The organism is Streptomyces sp. NPDC059224, assembly GCF_042754285.1.
In the GTDB taxonomy this organism is placed as follows: domain Bacteria; phylum Actinomycetota; class Actinomycetes; order Streptomycetales; family Streptomycetaceae; genus Streptomyces.
On sequence record NZ_JBHZAN010000064.1, the window covers coordinates 1 to 15,125 of the forward strand.

General features: G+C 71.8%; 18 protein-coding genes. 13 read left to right on the top strand and 5 right to left on the bottom strand.

Annotated features, from left to right (window positions below):
• Nucleotides 1–143: 143 nt before the first annotated feature.
• Nucleotides 144–773: a TetR family transcriptional regulator gene (locus ACFXI4_RS42000; RefSeq protein WP_362729467.1), complete on the bottom strand. Its 630-nt coding sequence runs from the start codon at nt 771–773 to the stop codon at nt 144–146.
• Between the two features lie 122 nt (nt 774–895).
• Between ACFXI4_RS42000 and ACFXI4_RS42005 the strand changes: the two genes are divergently transcribed.
• The 3 genes from ACFXI4_RS42005 to ACFXI4_RS42015 all read left to right on the top strand — a co-directional run bounded on the left by ACFXI4_RS42005 (nt 896) and on the right by ACFXI4_RS42015 (nt 2,686).
• A complete protein-coding gene (locus ACFXI4_RS42005; protein ID WP_351323447.1) occupies nt 896–1,063 on the top strand; it encodes a hypothetical protein in 168 nt (55 codons plus the stop codon).
• Between the two features lie 32 nt (nt 1,064–1,095).
• Nucleotides 1,096–1,371 carry a DUF4190 domain-containing protein gene (locus tag ACFXI4_RS42010; protein ID WP_385002305.1) on the top strand — a complete coding sequence of 92 codons (276 nt, stop codon included), beginning with the start codon at nt 1,096–1,098 and terminating at the stop codon, nt 1,369–1,371.
• A 151-nt stretch (nt 1,372–1,522) separates the two neighbouring features.
• Nucleotides 1,523–2,686, top strand: coding sequence for a cysteine desulfurase family protein (locus ACFXI4_RS42015; RefSeq protein WP_385002230.1), 1,164 nt, complete (start codon nt 1,523–1,525; stop codon nt 2,684–2,686).
• A gap of 119 nt (nt 2,687–2,805) precedes the next feature.
• Here the strand turns inward: ACFXI4_RS42015 and ACFXI4_RS42020 are convergent, their stop codons facing one another.
• Nucleotides 2,806–3,015, bottom strand: a complete 210-nt coding sequence (locus ACFXI4_RS42020; protein ID WP_385002233.1) for a hypothetical protein — start codon at nt 3,013–3,015, stop codon at nt 2,806–2,808.
• A gap of 101 nt (nt 3,016–3,116) precedes the next feature.
• Between ACFXI4_RS42020 and ACFXI4_RS42025 the strand changes: the two genes are divergently transcribed.
• A complete protein-coding gene (locus ACFXI4_RS42025; RefSeq protein ID WP_385002308.1) occupies nt 3,117–3,509 on the top strand; it encodes a hypothetical protein in 393 nt (130 codons plus the stop codon).
• Nucleotides 3,510–3,772: 263 nt separating this feature from the next.
• Here the strand turns inward: ACFXI4_RS42025 and ACFXI4_RS42030 are convergent, their stop codons facing one another.
• Nucleotides 3,773–4,426, bottom strand: a complete 654-nt coding sequence (locus ACFXI4_RS42030; RefSeq protein WP_385002236.1) for an N-acetylmuramoyl-L-alanine amidase — start codon at nt 4,424–4,426, stop codon at nt 3,773–3,775.
• Nucleotides 4,427–4,486: 60 nt separating this feature from the next.
• Here ACFXI4_RS42030 and mnmA point away from each other — a divergent pair, with 60 nt between their 5' ends.
• Nucleotides 4,487–5,626: a tRNA 2-thiouridine(34) synthase MnmA gene (gene mnmA / locus ACFXI4_RS42035; protein WP_385002239.1), complete on the top strand. Its 1,140-nt coding sequence runs from the start codon at nt 4,487–4,489 to the stop codon at nt 5,624–5,626.
• Here the strand turns inward: mnmA and ACFXI4_RS42040 are convergent.
• Nucleotides 5,616–5,942: a DUF427 domain-containing protein gene (locus tag ACFXI4_RS42040; RefSeq protein WP_362725194.1), complete on the bottom strand. Its 327-nt coding sequence runs from the start codon at nt 5,940–5,942 to the stop codon at nt 5,616–5,618. The two genes, mnmA and ACFXI4_RS42040, sit on opposite strands and share 11 nt — an antisense overlap.
• 50 nt (nt 5,943–5,992) lie before the next feature.
• On the opposite strand from ACFXI4_RS42040, the gene ACFXI4_RS42045 reads away from it, so the two are divergent.
• The 5 genes from ACFXI4_RS42045 (at nt 5,993) to ACFXI4_RS42065 (ending at nt 13,040) form a co-directional block, all read left to right on the top strand.
• Nucleotides 5,993–6,532, top strand: a complete 540-nt coding sequence (locus ACFXI4_RS42045) for a TIGR00730 family Rossman fold protein (RefSeq protein WP_385002242.1) — start codon at nt 5,993–5,995, stop codon at nt 6,530–6,532.
• Nucleotides 6,533–6,539: 7 nt separating this feature from the next.
• The gene (locus ACFXI4_RS42050) at nt 6,540–7,238 is read left to right on the top strand and encodes an SDR family oxidoreductase (RefSeq protein ID WP_385002245.1); all 699 of its coding nucleotides are present in this window, start codon (nt 6,540–6,542) and stop codon (nt 7,236–7,238) included.
• Between the two features lie 146 nt (nt 7,239–7,384).
• Complete coding sequence (locus ACFXI4_RS42055) at nt 7,385–8,386, top strand: methionine synthase (RefSeq protein WP_385002248.1); 1,002 nt, start codon at nt 7,385–7,387, stop codon at nt 8,384–8,386.
• Nucleotides 8,387–8,399: 13 nt separating this feature from the next.
• Nucleotides 8,400–10,595: an NAD-dependent DNA ligase LigA gene (gene ligA, locus ACFXI4_RS42060; protein WP_385002251.1), complete on the top strand. Its 2,196-nt coding sequence runs from the start codon at nt 8,400–8,402 to the stop codon at nt 10,593–10,595.
• A 213-nt stretch (nt 10,596–10,808) separates the two neighbouring features.
• On the top strand, nt 10,809–13,040 hold the full coding sequence (locus tag ACFXI4_RS42065) for a putative bifunctional diguanylate cyclase/phosphodiesterase (protein WP_385002254.1): 2,232 nt from the start codon (nt 10,809–10,811) through the stop codon (nt 13,038–13,040).
• Between the two features lie 109 nt (nt 13,041–13,149).
• Here the strand turns inward: ACFXI4_RS42065 and ACFXI4_RS42070 are convergent, their stop codons facing one another.
• Nucleotides 13,150–13,728, bottom strand: a complete 579-nt coding sequence (locus ACFXI4_RS42070; protein WP_385002257.1) for a TetR/AcrR family transcriptional regulator — start codon at nt 13,726–13,728, stop codon at nt 13,150–13,152.
• Nucleotides 13,729–13,821: 93 nt separating this feature from the next.
• Here ACFXI4_RS42070 and ACFXI4_RS42075 point away from each other — a divergent pair, with 93 nt between their 5' ends.
• The 3 genes from ACFXI4_RS42075 to gatC all read left to right on the top strand — a co-directional run bounded on the left by ACFXI4_RS42075 (nt 13,822) and on the right by gatC (nt 15,122).
• Nucleotides 13,822–14,193 (top strand): DUF4267 domain-containing protein, encoded by a 372-nt coding sequence (locus ACFXI4_RS42075; protein WP_385002259.1) that lies wholly within the window; start codon nt 13,822–13,824, stop codon nt 14,191–14,193.
• 30 nt (nt 14,194–14,223) lie between these two features.
• The gene (locus tag ACFXI4_RS42080) at nt 14,224–14,715 is read left to right on the top strand and encodes a cupin domain-containing protein (protein ID WP_385002262.1); all 492 of its coding nucleotides are present in this window, start codon (nt 14,224–14,226) and stop codon (nt 14,713–14,715) included.
• A 110-nt stretch (nt 14,716–14,825) separates the two neighbouring features.
• Nucleotides 14,826–15,122: an Asp-tRNA(Asn)/Glu-tRNA(Gln) amidotransferase subunit GatC gene (gatC, locus tag ACFXI4_RS42085; protein WP_018544665.1), complete on the top strand. Its 297-nt coding sequence runs from the start codon at nt 14,826–14,828 to the stop codon at nt 15,120–15,122.
• Nucleotides 15,123–15,125 lie beyond the last annotated feature (3 nt).

Sequence of the window (15,125 nt, forward strand, 5' to 3'; positions counted from 1 at the left end):
TTGTTTATAACACCCCGGGGCGGCGCCGGGGGGGGCGCCGGCCCGGCCGGCCACCAAGAGCTGCCCCCGGGCGTCCGCGGGGGGGGCGGTGCGACCGGGTGGCCGGCCGCACCGCCCCCGCGGCACGTTGCGAACGGCAGGTCCTAGTCGAGCCAGTGCTGCCGGCCGAGGCTGATCAGCCGCATCTGGCGGGCGGCGATCTGGGTGACCCGCTCCCGCTCCGCCTCCGAGGGTTCCGGCGACTCCAGGGTCTCCAGGAACAGGGACGCGGTGATCAGCATCTGGTCCACGTAGAGGTGGGCGAGCATCAGCAGATCCTCGTCGTTCCACCCGGCCGCCTCGGGGTCCTTGGCCAGCTCGGACTTGACCTCCTCGGCGAACCGGGCCAGTTGGTCCCGGATGGCCTCACGCACCGGCTGTACGCCGCCGTGCCGCTCCCGGGCGATGAACCTGACGTGCGCCGGGTGCGCGGCCACATGGTCGGCGATCAGCCGCACGGCACGGGTGATCCGCTCCGGGCCGGGGGTGGAGACGGTCGTACGGACCATCGGGTGCAGGCTGCCGAGCGCCTCGTCGACGAGGGCGACACCCAGGTCGGCGGTGGAGCGGAAGTGCCGGTAGAAGGCGGTGGGTGCGACGCCGACGGCCCGGGTGACCTCACGCAGCCCGAGGCTGCTCAGGCTCTGTTCCTCCAGCAGCCCGAGCGCCGCGTCCAGGAACGCCTGGCGGGTCTTCTGCTTCTGGGCCTGCCGGATGCCGAGGGTGTGACTCATGTCATCCAGTTAACAACTGTTCTCCGGAATTGAAAAGCCGTCGGGGTTGCTAGACTCGAAGTCAGTGAACAACTGTTACTACAACCGTTCACCCAAATGTAACGGAGGGGGGATCGAATCCCATGCTGTTCCTCGTCGCCGCACTCATGCTGCTCGGCGTGGTCCTGGGCACCGTGGCCCACGCGCCGCTCGACGTCACCGCAGGACTCGCCGCCGTGATCGCCGTCTGGCTGGCCGTCTTCGCGCTCCGCGAGCGCATCGCCCGCCGGCGCCGCACCTCGGCCAACTGACCGTCCACCACGACTTCCAGGAGCTGAGCATGCTGCACCTCACCACCCCGGCCGCCACCACCCGCCCCCAGCCCCGCACCCGCGACGCCGACGGCATGGCCGTGGCGTCCTTCATCCTCGGCCTCCTCGGCCTCCTCGTCCTCAACCTGTTCCTGGGCCCGATCGCCATCGTCCTGGCCCTGGTCTCCCTGTGGCGTGGCACGCAGCGCAGGGGCCGCGCATACCTGGGACTGGCCCTGGGCGTGGCCGACCTGGCGGTCCTCGCCATCGCGATGGAGGTCTCGAACACGGTGTCCTGGAGCCTGTGACCGGGATCCCGAGAGCCCCGGTCGGGGTGCGCCCCGAAGGGGCGCTGGGAACCGGGCGACCAGCCCCGCACGGCCCGCGGTGACCCATCGGCCGAGCCGGCCACGGCGCCCCTCGGTTCCACGGCGAAGCCCCCCGTAGAATCGACCCACCATGGCCTACCTCGACCACGCCGCCACGACGCCCATGCTTCCCGAGGCGGTAGAAATCCTCACCGCCACCCTCCGCGTCACCGGCAACGCGTCCTCCCTGCACGCCTCCGGCCGCAAGGCCCGCCGCACGGTCGAGGAATCCAGGGAGACCCTCGCGGCGGCGCTCGGCGCCCGCCCCAGCGAGGTCGTCTTCACCGCCGGCGGCACCGAGGCCGACAACCTCGCGGTCAAGGGCCTGTACTGGTCCCGCCGCGACGCCGACCCCGCCCGCACCCGCGTCCTGTCCAGCCCCGTCGAACACCACGCGGTCCTCGACGCGGTCCACTGGCTGGGCGAGCACGAGGGCGCGACGGTGGAGTACCTCCCCGTCGACACCCACGGCCGGGTCCACCCCGAGGCGCTGCGCGAGGCGATCGCCCGCAACCCCGACGATGTCGCCCTCGTCACCGTCATGTGGGCCAACAACGAGATCGGCACGGTCCTGCCGGTCCGTGAACTCGCGGACGTGGCAGGCGAGTTCGGTGTCCCCCTGCATGCCGACGCGGTCCAGGCGGTCGGCCAGGTGCCGGTGGACTTCGCCGCCTCCGGCCTCGCCGCGATGACCGTCTCCGGCCACAAGGTCGGCGGCCCGTACGGTATCGGCGCCCTGCTCCTCGGCCGCGAGTACACCCCCGTACCGGTCCTGCACGGCGGCGGCCAGGAGCGGCACGTGCGCTCCGGCACCCTGGACGTCCCGGCGATCGCCTCCTTCGCGGTGGCGGCGCACCTCGCCGTCGAACGCCGCGACTGGTTCGCCCGCGAGATCGGCGCCCTGCGCGACCGGCTGATCGACGCCGTGCGCACCGCCGTACCAGACGCGATCCTCGGTGGCGACCCGGTGGACCGGCTCCCGGCCAACGCGCACTTCACCTTCCCCGGCTGCGAGGGCGACTCGCTGCTCCTGCTGCTCGACGCCCAGGGCATCGAGTGCTCGACGGGCTCCGCGTGCACGGCCGGGGTCGCCCAGCCGAGCCATGTCCTGCTGGCCACCGGCACCGACCCGGACCTGGCCCGGGGGACCCTCCGCTTCTCGCTCGGCCACACCTCCGTCCAGGCCGACGTGGAGGCGGTCGCCAAGGCGATCGGCCCGGCGGTGGAGCGGGCCCGGGCCGCCGGACTGAGCTGAGTCCGGCGGAGCGGGCGGCCGCCCCGGGAACCGGGTTCGGGCTAGTGGCTCGTCTCGGATCCTTGGGCGGGTGATTGACCCGTCGTCCGCTGCCCCGCAGGCTCCCTTCCAGGTCGTGATCATGGAGGTGCCGTGGGACGCCGTTCTGAAGCGTGTGTCCGGCCGGTGAGCATGGAGGAGGGCCGGCGGCTGCAGCGGATCAGCCGGACCGCGAAGGATCCGGTGAAGCTGCGGCGGGCCGTCTTGGTGATGATGTCGGCCCAGGGCCAGTCGGCGCCGGACATCACTTCGTTGATGCAGGTCAGCGCCGACCACGTCCGTGACGTCATCCACGCGTTCAAACGAGCGGGGGTTCGACGCGCTGGACCCACAATGAAGCGGGGGACGCCCCAGAACGATCAGTGGCCAGGCGCGCGAACACATCTGTCTCATCGCCCGGACATCCCCCGCCGACTGGAGAATTACCGCCATCTCCGCCTGGAGCCTGACCAAGCTGGCCGAACACCTGGTCAGACAGCGGGTCGTCCCCGCGGTCAGCCGCGAGACCCTGCGCCGGACACTGCGCGAGGGCAAGATCTCTTGGCAGACGACCACCACCTGGAAATCCTCGAACGACCCGGACTTCATCAGCAAGATGCACCAGGTCCCGGCTCTCTGCGACACCCCACCGCCCGATGGCCGGGTCGTGTGCGTGGACGAGTTCGGGCCGCTGAACCTGATGCCCGCAAGGGAAAGGCATGGCGACCGGTCCGATAACCGCGCCGCCTCCGGGCCACCCGCTATCGCCACGACGGCATGCATACGCTCGCCGCACTCGACCTGACCACCGGCCGGATGTACTAGGGCTCTGAGGTGTGGGTCATGGCCGGGATGTTCGACCTGAGGTCTGTGCGCGATCTGGGGCCAGGTGAGGAAGGCAGCGAGGGGCCTGTGCGGCAGCCGTGGACGCCGACGCGACGCAACTCCCTTGAGGGAAGCAGCAGTTGGTCAGATGCAGCCGGCGCCCGGGGCGGGGGACGCAACGGATGCCGCCCGCGTGCAGGGCGAGGCGCAGAATAACGATTCCATCACGGGTGGAGCCGGCGGTCAGGTCCGTCCGGCCCGCCGTACAAGCCCCATGTAGCGATCCCAGTCCCAGTGCTCACCCGGGTCGGTGTGGTCGGTCCCCGGCACCTCGACGTGACCGATCACGTGCTCCCGGTCCATCGGCATGCCGTACCGCCGGCATATCGCGGCCGTGAGGCGGGCCGAGGCCGCGTACATCGCGGCGGTGAAGTCCGCCGGGCGGTCGACGAAGCCCTCGTGCTCGATGCCGACACTGCGCTCGTTGTACGACCGGTTGCCCGCGTGGAACGCCACGTCCAGCTCGCGGACCAGCTGGGTGATCCGCCCGTCCCGGCGCACGATGTAGTGAGCCGCGGCCTCGTGCGCCGGGTCCTGGAAGACCTTCACCGCGCTCGCGTAGCCGCCCTGGGTGACATGGACGACCACCCGGTCGACCGGGTAGTCGTCCGGCCGGTTCGCCGTCCGGTAGTTCGCGGGTGACGCGGCCACCCAGCGCGCGCCCCTGAAGTCCACCGCGCCCGCCACCCGCGCCTTGCGCACCCCCGGCAGCCGCCAGTACAGCCGCGTCAGCTCGTCCTTGGCCAGCACCGCCGTGCCCGCGGCCGCCGCCGCCCCGCCGACCAGCAGCGCCCGCCGCCCGATACGCCGGTCCCGATCACCAGTCGTCGCCCCCATGTGATCCCCAACGGATACTCGCGGGCCCTGGTTCCCGCGCCCCCTTACCCTGGAGGGGCTATGACTGACACCCCGCAGCGCACCCGCCCCCTCCGTGTCCTCGCCGCCATGTCGGGCGGCGTGGACTCCGCCGTCGCCGCCGCCCGCGCGGCGGAGGCCGGCCACGACGTCACCGGCGTCCACCTCGCGCTCTCCGCGAACCCCCAATCCTTCCGCACGGGCGCTCGGGGCTGTTGCACCATCGAGGACTCCCGCGACGCCCGCCGCGCGGCCGACGTGATCGGCATCCCGTTCTACGTCTGGGACCTCGCCGACCGCTTCCGCGAGGACGTGGTGGAGGACTTCGTCGCCGAGTACGAGGCGGGGCGCACCCCCAACCCGTGCCTGCGCTGCAACGAGAAGATCAAGTTCGCGGCCCTGCTGGACAAGGCCCTCGCCCTCGGCTTCGACGCGGTCTGCACCGGCCACTACGCGAAGATCGTGACGCTCCCCGACGGCTCCCGCGAGCTGCATCGCGCCTCCGACATGGCCAAGGACCAGTCGTACGTCCTCGGCGTCCTGGACGAGCAGCAGCTCGCGCACGCGCTGTTCCCGCTCGGCGACACCCTGACGACCAAGGACGAGATCCGCGCCGAGGCCGAGCGCCGGGGCCTCGCGGTCGCCAAGAAGCCCGACTCGCACGACATCTGCTTCATCGCCGACGGCGACACCCAGGGCTTCCTGTCCCGGCGGCTCGGCAAGGCCGAGGGCGACATCGTCGACGAGTCGGGCGCCAAGGTCGGCACCCACGAGGGCGCGTTCGGCTTCACCATCGGCCAGCGCAAGGGGCTGCGGATCGGCACCCCGGCGGCCGACGGCAAGCCCCGCTACGTCCTCGACATCTCGCCGGTCGACAACACGGTGACGGTCGGCCCGGCCGCCGCCCTGGACGTCAGCGCACTGACCGCGATCAGGCCCCGCTGGTGCGGCACCGCCCCCGCCGGCCCGGCGCGCTACACCGCCCAGCTCCGCGCCCACGGCGGCGAGACCGAGGTCAGCGCCGAACTCGTCGACGGGGAGCTGCGCGTCACGTTCACCGAGCCGGTCCGGGGCGTCGCACCCGGCCAGGCGGTCGTGCTCTACGACGACACCCGCGTCGTGGGCTCCGCGACCATCGCGTCGACCGTCCGGGTGGCGGACACGGCAGGCGTCAGCCGGTGACCTCGACGTCGTAGAAGCAGAGGTGGTCCTTGATCTCGGCGACGTCGGACTTGGGGTCGGGGTAGGCCCACACCAGGTCCGGCGCGTCCGGCAGGGACCAGTAGGAGGCGGTGCCCTTGAAGGGGCACACGGTGTGCGACTCGGAGGGCGTGAGGAGATCCAGACGGACGTCCTCCGGGGGGATGTAGTACCGCACCGGGGACCCGGTCTCACGCAGCACGAGGGGCCGGTCGCTCTCGGCCAGAATCAGATCGCCGTGCACCACGCGCACGCGCTGGTCGCTCTTCTCGATGGTGATCGTGTGTCCAGTAGCCATACAGGGATGACAGCAGATGGAGCCGCGTTGTTCCCGCCTACCCTGGCCTCATGCGAATCTGTGTCTTCCTCTCCGCCGCCGACCTGGACGAGCGCTACACCAAACCCGCGCGTGACTTCGGGGAACTGATCGGCAAGGGTGGCCACACCCTCGTCTGGGGCGGCTCCGACACCGGGCTGATGAAGGTCGTCGCGGACGGCGTCCACGAAGCCGGCGGCAGGCTGCTGGGCGTCACCGTCGAGTTCCTGGCGAACAAGGCCCGGCCGGGAGCCGACGAGATGGTGATCGCGGCCGACCTCGCGGAGCGCAAGCGGCTCCTGTTGGAGAAGGCCGACGCTGTGGTGATCATGGTCGGCGGCACCGGCACCCTCGACGAGGCGACCGAGATCCTGGAGCTGAAGAAGCACGGCCGCACGGACAAGCCCGTCGTCCTGCTGAACACCGCCGGTTTCTACGACGGTCTGGAGCAGCAGTTCCGCCGCATGGAGGCCGAGGGGTTCCTGCCCCGCCCGCTGGCGGAGCTGATGCACTTCGCCGCCGGACCCGCCGACGCGCTCGCCCACCTGGAGGCGAACCGGGTCGGCGAGTGATGCGAGCATGGCCCTCATGGCAACTCATGTGATCACCGGTGCCGGTTCCGGCATCGGCGCCGCGGTGGCCCGCCGTCTGCACGCGCGCGGGGACGAACTCGTCCTGCACGCGCGCGACGCGGGCCGCGCGAAGGAACTGACCGCCGAGTTCCCCGGCGCCCGCACCCTGGTGGGCGACCTGGCGGACCCGGACAAGCTCTCCTGGGCCTTCTCGCACCAGACACTCCCGGACCGGGTCGACACCCTGCTGCACGTCGCGGGTGTGGTCGACCTCGGCGGGATCGGCGAGCTGACCCCCAAGTCCTGGCGCCACCAGCTGAACGTCAACCTGGTCGCGCCGGCCGAGGTGACCCGCCACTTCCTGCCCCAACTGCGGGCCGCCCGCGGCCAGGTGCTGTTCGTCAACTCGGGCGCCGGCCTGAGCGCCAACGCCGGCTGGTCGGCGTACGCGGCCTCCAAGCACGGTCTCAAGGCCCTCGCCGACGCCCTCCGCCACGAGGAGCACGGCAACGGCGTCCGGGTCACCTCGGTCTACCCCGGCCGCACGGCGAGCCCGATGCAGGCCAAGGTGCATCAGCAGGAGGGCAAGGACTACGACCCGGCGAAGTGGATCGACCCGGAGTCGGTGGCGACCACCATCCTGACCGCCCTGGACCTGCCGAGGGACGCGGAGATCAACGACCTGACCGTTCGGCCCGGCACCTGATGTCAACGCCCTGAGGCCGAGCGCCCCGCAAGGGGCGCGGGGCTGTGCTCCTGTGCGGCTACCGCCGCGCGGGCGCGACCAGCCCCCACGGCCCGCACCTGACGACTCACCGCCCCCCGTCGGCCCACCGAACCTAGGCTTCCCACGTGAACGCAACCCCCTCCTTCGGCCCCGCGACAGCGGTCGGCTCGCTCCCCGGCACCGACTCCCGGGAGGCCGCCAAGACCGCGACCGGCAGCTTCGAGGACTTCCCCTTCCTCCCCGAACTGCCAGCCCGCGGCCCCGGCGCCGACATGATCGGCCGTACCGCCGGGCTGCTGGTCGAGCTGTACGCGCGCGTGGAGCCGAGCGGCTGGAGGCTCGGCGACCGGCCGGGCCGGGACACCCGCCGGGCCGTCTCCTGGCTGGGGGAGGACCTGGACGCCCTGGAGGAGTTCACCCAGGACTACACGGGTCCGCTCAAGGTCCAGGCGGTCGGCCCCTGGACCCTCGCCGCCGCCCTGGAGCTGCGCAACGGCGAGGTGGCACTCTCCGACCCCGGCGCCTGCCGCGACCTGGCGGCCTCGCTGGCCGAGGGCCTGCGCCTGCACCTCGCCGAGGTCCGCCGCCGCATCCCCGGCGCCCGGCTCGTCCTGCAGCTCGACGAGCCGTCCCTCACCGCCGTGCTGCGCGGTCAGGTCAGGTCGGCCAGCGGCTACCGCACCCACCGGGCCGTGGACCGCCAGGTCGTCGAGTCGACGCTGCGGGACATCGTCGGCGTACAGGACGGCGGGCCGGTGGCCGTCCACTCCTGCGCCCCCGACGTGCCCTTCGCGCTGCTGCGTCGCGCCGGGGCCGCCGCCGTCTCCTTCGACTTCTCGCTGCTCACCGAACGTGACGAGGATGCGATCGGTGAGGCCGTGGAGGGGGGTACCCAGCTGTTCGTCGGTGTCGTGCCGGGCACGGACACGGCATTGTCAGACCCTGCCGGTAGCGTCATGGGTGTCAGGACGCTGTGGCGCAGGCTGGGGCTGCGACCGGGGCTTCTCGCGGAGGCCGTGACCGTCACCCCGTCGTGCGGGCTCGCGGGCGCTTCCCCCGCGTACGCCCGGCAGGCGCTCGCCCACTGCGTCCGGGCGGCGAGATCACTCGCGGACAACCCAGAGTAACGGGAGGAACACGGTGGCCGGCGACAAGCAGCAGGCGGAGACGGCAGTGCCCGCCGAGGCACGGGAGAAGCACGCGCGGCTCGCCGAGCAGATCGAGGAGCACCGCTTCCGGTACTACGCGAAGGACGCTCCCGTCATCAGCGACGCGGAGTTCGACACCCTTCTCAAGACCCTGGAGGCGCTGGAGGACGAGCACCCCGAGCTGCGCACGCCCGACTCGCCGACCCAGAAGGTCGCGGGGTCCTACGAGACGGAGTTCACGGCGGTCGAGCACCGCTCGCGGATGATGTCGCTGGACAACACGTTCAACGACGAGGACCTCGCCGCCTGGGTCGAGCGGATCCACCGGGAACTGGGCGACCAGGATTACCACTTCCTGTGCGAGCTGAAGGTCGACGGCCTCGCCGTCAACCTCACCTACGAGCACGGCCGCCTGACCCGCGCGGCGACCCGCGGTGACGGCCGCACCGGTGACGACATCACGCTCAACGTCCGTACGATCGCCGAGATCCCGGACCGGCTGCACGGCGAGCGCGTCCCCGACGTGGTGGAGATCCGCGGCGAGGTCTACTTCCCGATGGAGAAGTTCGCCGAGCTCAACGAACGCCTGGTCGCGGCCGGTGACAAGCCGTTCGCCAACCCGCGCAACGCGGCGGCCGGTTCGCTGCGCCAGAAGGACCCGCGCGTCACCGCCTCCCGTCCCCTGCACATGGTCGTACACGGCATCGGTGTCCTGGAGGGCTTCGAGGGCCTGAACCGGCTCTCCGAGGGCTACGACCTGCTCAAGACCTGGGGCCTGCCCACTTCCCCGCACAACCGGGTGGTCGACGGCCTCGACGGTGTACGGGAGTTCATCGCCTACTACGGCGAGAACAGGCACTCCGTGGAGCACGAGATCGACGGCGTGGTCGTCAAGCTCGACGAGATCCGGCTCCAGGGCCGGCTCGGCTCCACCGCGCGGGCGCCGCGCTGGGCGATCGCCTACAAGTACGCGCCGGAAGAGGTCAACACCAAGCTCATCGACATCAAGGTGGGCGTCGGCCGTACCGGCCGGGTCACGCCGTACGCCCAGGTCGAGCCGGTCACGGTGGCGGGCAGCGAGGTGGAGTTCGCCACCCTGCACAACCAGGAGGTCGTCAAGGCCAAGGGCGTGCTGATCGGCGACACCGTGGTGCTGCGCAAGGCCGGTGACGTGATCCCGGAGATCCTCGGCCCGGTCGTCGACCTGCGGGACGGCAGCGAGCGGGAGTTCGTGATGCCGGCCGAGTGCCCCGAGTGCGGGACGCCGCTGCGGGCCATGAAGGAGGGCGACATCGACCTTCGCTGCCCCAACGCCCGGGCGTGTCCCGCCCAGTTGAGAGAGCGGGTGGCGTATCTCGCCGGTCGCGAGTGCCTGGACATCGAGCACTTCGGCGGGGTCGCGGCGGCGGCCCTCACCCGGCCGCTGGAGCCCGCCGAACCGCCGCTGGTCGACGAGGGCGACCTGTTCGACCTCACCATCGAGAAGCTGCTGCCCATCAAGGCGTACGTCCTGGACCCGGACAGCGGGCTGCCCAAGCGCGACCCCAAGACGGGCGAGGAGAAGGTCGTCACGGTCTTCGCCAACCAGAAGGGCGAACCCAAGAAGAACACCCTCGCCCTGCTCCAGAAGATCGAGGAGGCGAAGACCCGCCCGCTCGCCCGCTTCCTCAACGGCCTGTCCATCCGCCATGTCGGACCCGTCGCCGCACAGGCGCTGGCCCGCGAGTTCCGCTCCATCGAACGCATCGAGCAGGCCACCGAGGAGGAGCTGTCGGACATCGACGGCGTCGGCGGCATCATCGCGACGGCGCTCAAGGAGTGGTTCGCCGAGGAGTGGCACCGCGAGATCATCCGAAAGTGGAAGACCGCTGGAGTGCCGCTGGAGGACGAGTCCACCGGGGAGGACGAGGGGCCGCGTCCGCTGGAAGGCCTCACCGTCGTCGTGACCGGAACCCTGGAGCACTTCACCCGGGACGGCGCCAAGGACGCCCTGCAGAGCCGCGGAGCCAAGGTGACCGGCTCGGTGTCGAAGAAGACGTCGTTCGTGGTCGTGGGTGACAACCCCGGTTCCAAGTACGACAAGGCGATGCAGGCGAAGGTTCCGGTGCTGAACGAGGACGGATTTGTCGTCCTTTTGGAGCAGGGACCGGACGCCGCGGCCGAAATCGCCCTTCCGGCCGAGGAGTAGCGGTTGAAGGCCACCCGTTCGGTGCATACCAGATGCATACGGGTGGCCAGGGCGCAATCGGGCAACCGTAGACGACCGCTGCCCGTGGAAGCCTTCTGCGGCCTACTGTTGAGGCGTGCACCTGCCGTGCCCAGCTGCGGTCGGGGCATTCCCGTGCCCCGGCAGGGCACGGACCGCATGGCGTGGGCACCGCCGGCTGTGAGAGGGACGGGAATGGAACCGACCGAGAGCGCCGCCCCGGAAGCGCGGCTGCCGCTGCGCCGCCGGGCGGGCGTGTGGCGGGGGACTCGGTGGACGGTCCGGGGCGATCGGCGCGTCGGCATGCCGGGGTTGAGCGCGGCGGTGGACGCGCGCGACCCGCTGCCGCTGGCCGCCATGGAACCTCCGCGCGACCTGCCCGGCCACGAGCACGAGCGACACCTGTCCTGGCCCGCGCTGCCCGCCGCAGTCGTCGCGGCCGCCGCGTTCGCCCTCGGCGCCGGTTTCTACCGCGCCTTCACCGACCACCACGCCCTTTTCCCGTCCGGCACGGTCGGCTGGTCGCTGGCGGTGCTGACCGGCATCATCGTCGGCCATCTGGTGCTGCTCGGCCGCGCCCGCTGGTGGGGCGGCACCGGCTCCGGCGCCGCCCTCACCCTGGCGGTCCTGCTGCTGTACGGCTGGGTGCCGGCCGGGATGGTCAGCCTGACCGTCGTCGTCCTGGTCGGCATAGCCAGACGCCACCGCTGGCGGCAGGGCCTCCTGCACGGCGCGGTGGACATCCTCGGTATCGGCGTCGGCGCGCTGGTGCTCGGCGCGTTCGGGCGGGTGCCCACCGTCGAGGCGCCCTGGAACCCCGACAGCTGGAGCGTCGCCACCGCCCCCGAGGTCGTCCTCGTCGCGGTGGCCTACCTCGCGGTCACCCGTGCCCTGCTGTGGTACCTGCACGCACCGCGCGGCGGTGGCCTGCCCACCGTGGCCCGCACCGCCCTGATGCGCCAGGGCCTGGTGGCGGTCGCCCTGCTCGGCATCGCCCCGCTGATCTGCGTGGTCGCCGTCGCCCAGCCGCTGCTGCTGCCGCTGTTCTCCATCCCGCTGGTCGCCCTCGACTCCACTCTGTGGATAGCCCGGGCCCGCGCGGAGGAGCAGTTGCGCGACCCGCTGACCGGACTGCCCAACCGGCAGTGGCTCCTTGAGCGGATCTGGACCGCCCTCGACGACGCCGAGCGCATCGGCGCCCGCTCCGCCCTCATGCTGATCGACCTCGACCGGTTCCGTTCGGTCAATGACACGCTCGGTCATCTGGCCGGTGACCGGCTGCTGTTGCAGATAGCCGACCGGCTGCGGGCCGCGCTGCCGCGCGGTGCGGAGGCGGCCCGGCTCGGCGGCGACGAGTTCGCGGTGTTACTGCCGGTCGCCGACTCCACGACCTCGGCCACCCGGGTCGCCCGTGGCCTGGTCGCTGCCCTCTCCTCCCCGCTCGACCTCGACGGGCTCACCCTGGTCCTGGAGGCCAGTGCGGGCGTCGCCGTCTTCCCCGACCACGCGCTGGACGCGGAGGGCATGCTGCGCCGGGCGGACGTGGCGATGTACCAGGCGAAGCGGGACCGTACGGGCGTCGAGGTGTACGAGTCCAAGCGGGACTCCAACACCCCGGACCGGCTGGGGCTGCTGGGCGATCTGCGCCGCGCCCTGGACGCCCACGAGGTGCAGTTGCACTACCAGCCGAAGGTCCGCTTCGACGGGCAGGTGGCCGGTCTCGAGGCGCTGGTGCGGTGGGTGCACCCCGAGCGCGGCAAGGTGCCGCCGGACGAGTTCATAGCGATCGCCGAGTCCTCCGGCCTGATGCCCCATCTGACGGAGTACGTCCTGGAGACCGCGCTCGCCCAGGTCGCCGAGTGGCGGGCGCAGGGGCTGCGGGTGCCGGTCGCGGTGAACGTCTCGCCGCGCGACGTGCACACGCCTGGCTTCGCGGGCTCGGTGGCGGCGCGGCTGGCCCGGCACGGGGTCCCGGCGGGCGCGCTCCAGCTGGAGATAACCGAACATGTGCTGCTCGAGGACCCGCAGCGGGCCGCCGACACGCTCGCGGGGCTGACCGGGCACGGCGTGAAGATGTCGCTGGACGACTTCGGCACGGGCTACTCGTCGTTGGTGCACCTGCGGCGGCTGCCGGTGAGCGAACTGAAGATCGACCGGTCCTTCGTGGCCCGGCTGGCCGTGGACAACGAGGACGCGGAGATCGTGCGCTGCACGGTCGACCTCGCGCATTCGCTGGGGCTGCTGGTGGTCGCGGAGGGCGTGGAGGACGACGAGACGTGGGAGCGGCTGCGGGACCTCGGGTGTGACGCGGTCCAGGGGTGGCTGGTCGCCGCGGCGATGCCGCCGCAGGAGGCGACCGCGTGGCTGCTGGCGCGGGGATCGCGAGGGTGGCAGCGGCCGCGGGCCGCGTTGCCGGCGGCCGAGTGAGGCCGGCGGGGGCCCTCGGCGGCCCGCGGGCCGCGGGGGCTGGTCGCGCGGTTCCTCCCTCACCCTCCGGGCGGGGCCACCCCCAGCGCCCCTGACGGGGCGTGCTCACCTACGGGGTTGAGAAGTGGCCGACGAGCAGGGCCAGTCTCCTGTCGTGGGCGGCCTCCGGGAGGCGGTCGCTGCGCATCAGGGTCACCAGGCCGTGCAGGCAGGCCCAGAACGTCTCGGTCAGGAGGCCGGGGTCGTCGTCGGCCACGGCGATCGGCTCGATCGCCCGGCGCAGCTCGCCCCATGCCTCCCCCAGGGCCGGCGGTGCCTGGGGTGTCGCGAACGGCAGGTCCACCCGGTGCGCGAACATCCCGTCGTAGAGCGCGGGACGCCGTCGGCCGAACGCCGTGTACGCCTGCGCCACCGCCGCCAGAGAGTCCCGCGCGCCCTTCGCGCCCTGCCGTGCCGTCCGCAGCTCCGCCGCCATCTCCGCGAAGCCCTGCACCGCCACCGCGGCCATGATCGCGTCCTTGCCCTCGAAGTGGCTGTAGAGGACCGGCTGGCTGTACTCGATCTCGGCGGCCAGGCGCCGGGTCGTCACCGCGCCCCAGCCCTCCGCCTCCGCGAGTTCCCGCGCGGTCGTGACGATCAGCCGCTCCCGCTCCGCCCGCTCGCGCTCCCGGCGCGTCCGCATCGGCATGCCAGATATTCTAGCGACGCTAGCCAATCTGTCGATGCTCTGATAGCGTCGCTTTCAGTCCTAGCGTCGCTAGAAACCACTCAGGGGGCCGTCATGACCGTCACCGCCTACGCACTCGCCGCCGTACTCGACCTGTTCATCCTCTTCATCGGCGCCCGGTTCCTGTTCCGCCCGGGGCCGGCCGCCGTCGGGTACGGCGTCCCCGCCGACCCGGCGGGTGACGCCTCCGCCTACCTCGCGATCAAGGGCCTCAGGGACGGCTCCTTCGGCGTCATCGGCCTCGCGCTGCTCGCGTTCGCCGGTGCCCGCGCCGAGGCCTGGTTCATGCTGTGTGTGGCGATCGTGCCGCTGTTCGACACGCTGATAGTGCTGCGTCACGGCGGCACGAAGGCGGTCGCGTACGGGATCCACTTCGCCACCGCGATCGTCGTTCTGATCAGTGCCGTCCTGCTGTTCCTCGTGTGAACGACTCGTCTGTCGACAGGGGGTTCGGAAATGTCGTTGTTCGTACCGAAGTTCGATGAGTCCGTGATCGTACGGGAGGCCGGCGCCGAGGTGGTCGGCGGTGATCCGGCCCGGGTCCGGCTGCTCGCCGACAGCAGTGCGACCGGCGGCGCGCTGTCCACCGTGCGCGTCACGCTGGGGGAGGGCGCCGCCGGCGCCGTGCCGCATCTGCACCGCAACTCCGCCGAGATGTTCTACCTGCTCGACGGCGCCGCCGAACTGCTCTCCGGGGACGACGTCGTCACCGCCGACCGCGGCGACCTCGTCGTGATCCCGCCCGGCGCGCCGCACGCCTTCGCCGCCGCCCCCGGCACTACCGCGGACATCCTGATCGTCATCACGCCGGGCGTGGAGCGCTTCGAGTACTTCCGCCACCTCCAGCGCCTGCGCCTGGGCGAGGCCACCCTGGAGAGCCTGCTAGAGGTGCAGGAGCGGTACGACAACCACTTCCTGCGGAGCACCGCCTGGGAGAAGCGTCACTGAGGCGGGCGGGTGCCGAGGCCGCGGCCCGGGGGAAACCGTTTCACGGTCACCGGGCCGCGACCCATAGGATTGGCTCCAAACCACACACACTCACCCCAGAGGATCGCTGCATGCCTGGCATCACGCGCGAGGAGGTCGCCCACCTCGCCCGGCTGGCGCGTCTGGAGCTGAAGCCCGAAGAACTCGACCACTTCGCGGGACAGCTCGACGACATCATCGGCGCGGTCGCCCGCGTCAGCGAGGTCGCCGACCAAGACGTACCGCCGACCTCCCACCCGCTGCCGCTGACGAACGTCATGCGCGCGGACGAGGTCCGTCCCTCGCTCACCCCCGCCCAGGCGCTCTCCGGCGCCCCGGCCCAGGAGCAGCAGCGTTTCAAGGTGCCGCAGATCCTGGGGGAGGACTAGACA

Coding starts and splice junctions, on each gene's coding strand:
- ACFXI4_RS42000 (WP_362729467.1), bottom strand. CDS start 773: ATGAGTCACACCCTCGGCATCCGGCAGGCCCAGAAGCAGAAGACCCGC.
- ACFXI4_RS42005 (WP_351323447.1), top strand. CDS start 896: ATGCTGTTCCTCGTCGCCGCACTCATGCTGCTCGGCGTGGTCCTGGGC.
- ACFXI4_RS42015 (WP_385002230.1), top strand. CDS start 1,523: ATGGCCTACCTCGACCACGCCGCCACGACGCCCATGCTTCCCGAGGCG.
- ACFXI4_RS42020 (WP_385002233.1), bottom strand. CDS start 3,015: ATGACGTCACGGACGTGGTCGGCGCTGACCTGCATCAACGAAGTGATG.
- ACFXI4_RS42030 (WP_385002236.1), bottom strand. CDS start 4,426: ATGGGGGCGACGACTGGTGATCGGGACCGGCGTATCGGGCGGCGGGCG.
- mnmA (WP_385002239.1), top strand. CDS start 4,487: ATGACTGACACCCCGCAGCGCACCCGCCCCCTCCGTGTCCTCGCCGCC.
- ACFXI4_RS42040 (WP_362725194.1), bottom strand. CDS start 5,942: ATGGCTACTGGACACACGATCACCATCGAGAAGAGCGACCAGCGCGTG.
- ACFXI4_RS42045 (WP_385002242.1), top strand. CDS start 5,993: ATGCGAATCTGTGTCTTCCTCTCCGCCGCCGACCTGGACGAGCGCTAC.
- ACFXI4_RS42050 (WP_385002245.1), top strand. CDS start 6,540: ATGGCCCTCATGGCAACTCATGTGATCACCGGTGCCGGTTCCGGCATC.
- ACFXI4_RS42065 (WP_385002254.1), top strand. CDS start 10,809: ATGGAACCGACCGAGAGCGCCGCCCCGGAAGCGCGGCTGCCGCTGCGC.
- ACFXI4_RS42070 (WP_385002257.1), bottom strand. CDS start 13,728: ATGCCGATGCGGACGCGCCGGGAGCGCGAGCGGGCGGAGCGGGAGCGG.
- ACFXI4_RS42075 (WP_385002259.1), top strand. CDS start 13,822: ATGACCGTCACCGCCTACGCACTCGCCGCCGTACTCGACCTGTTCATC.
- ACFXI4_RS42080 (WP_385002262.1), top strand. CDS start 14,224: ATGTCGTTGTTCGTACCGAAGTTCGATGAGTCCGTGATCGTACGGGAG.
- gatC (WP_018544665.1), top strand. CDS start 14,826: ATGCCTGGCATCACGCGCGAGGAGGTCGCCCACCTCGCCCGGCTGGCG.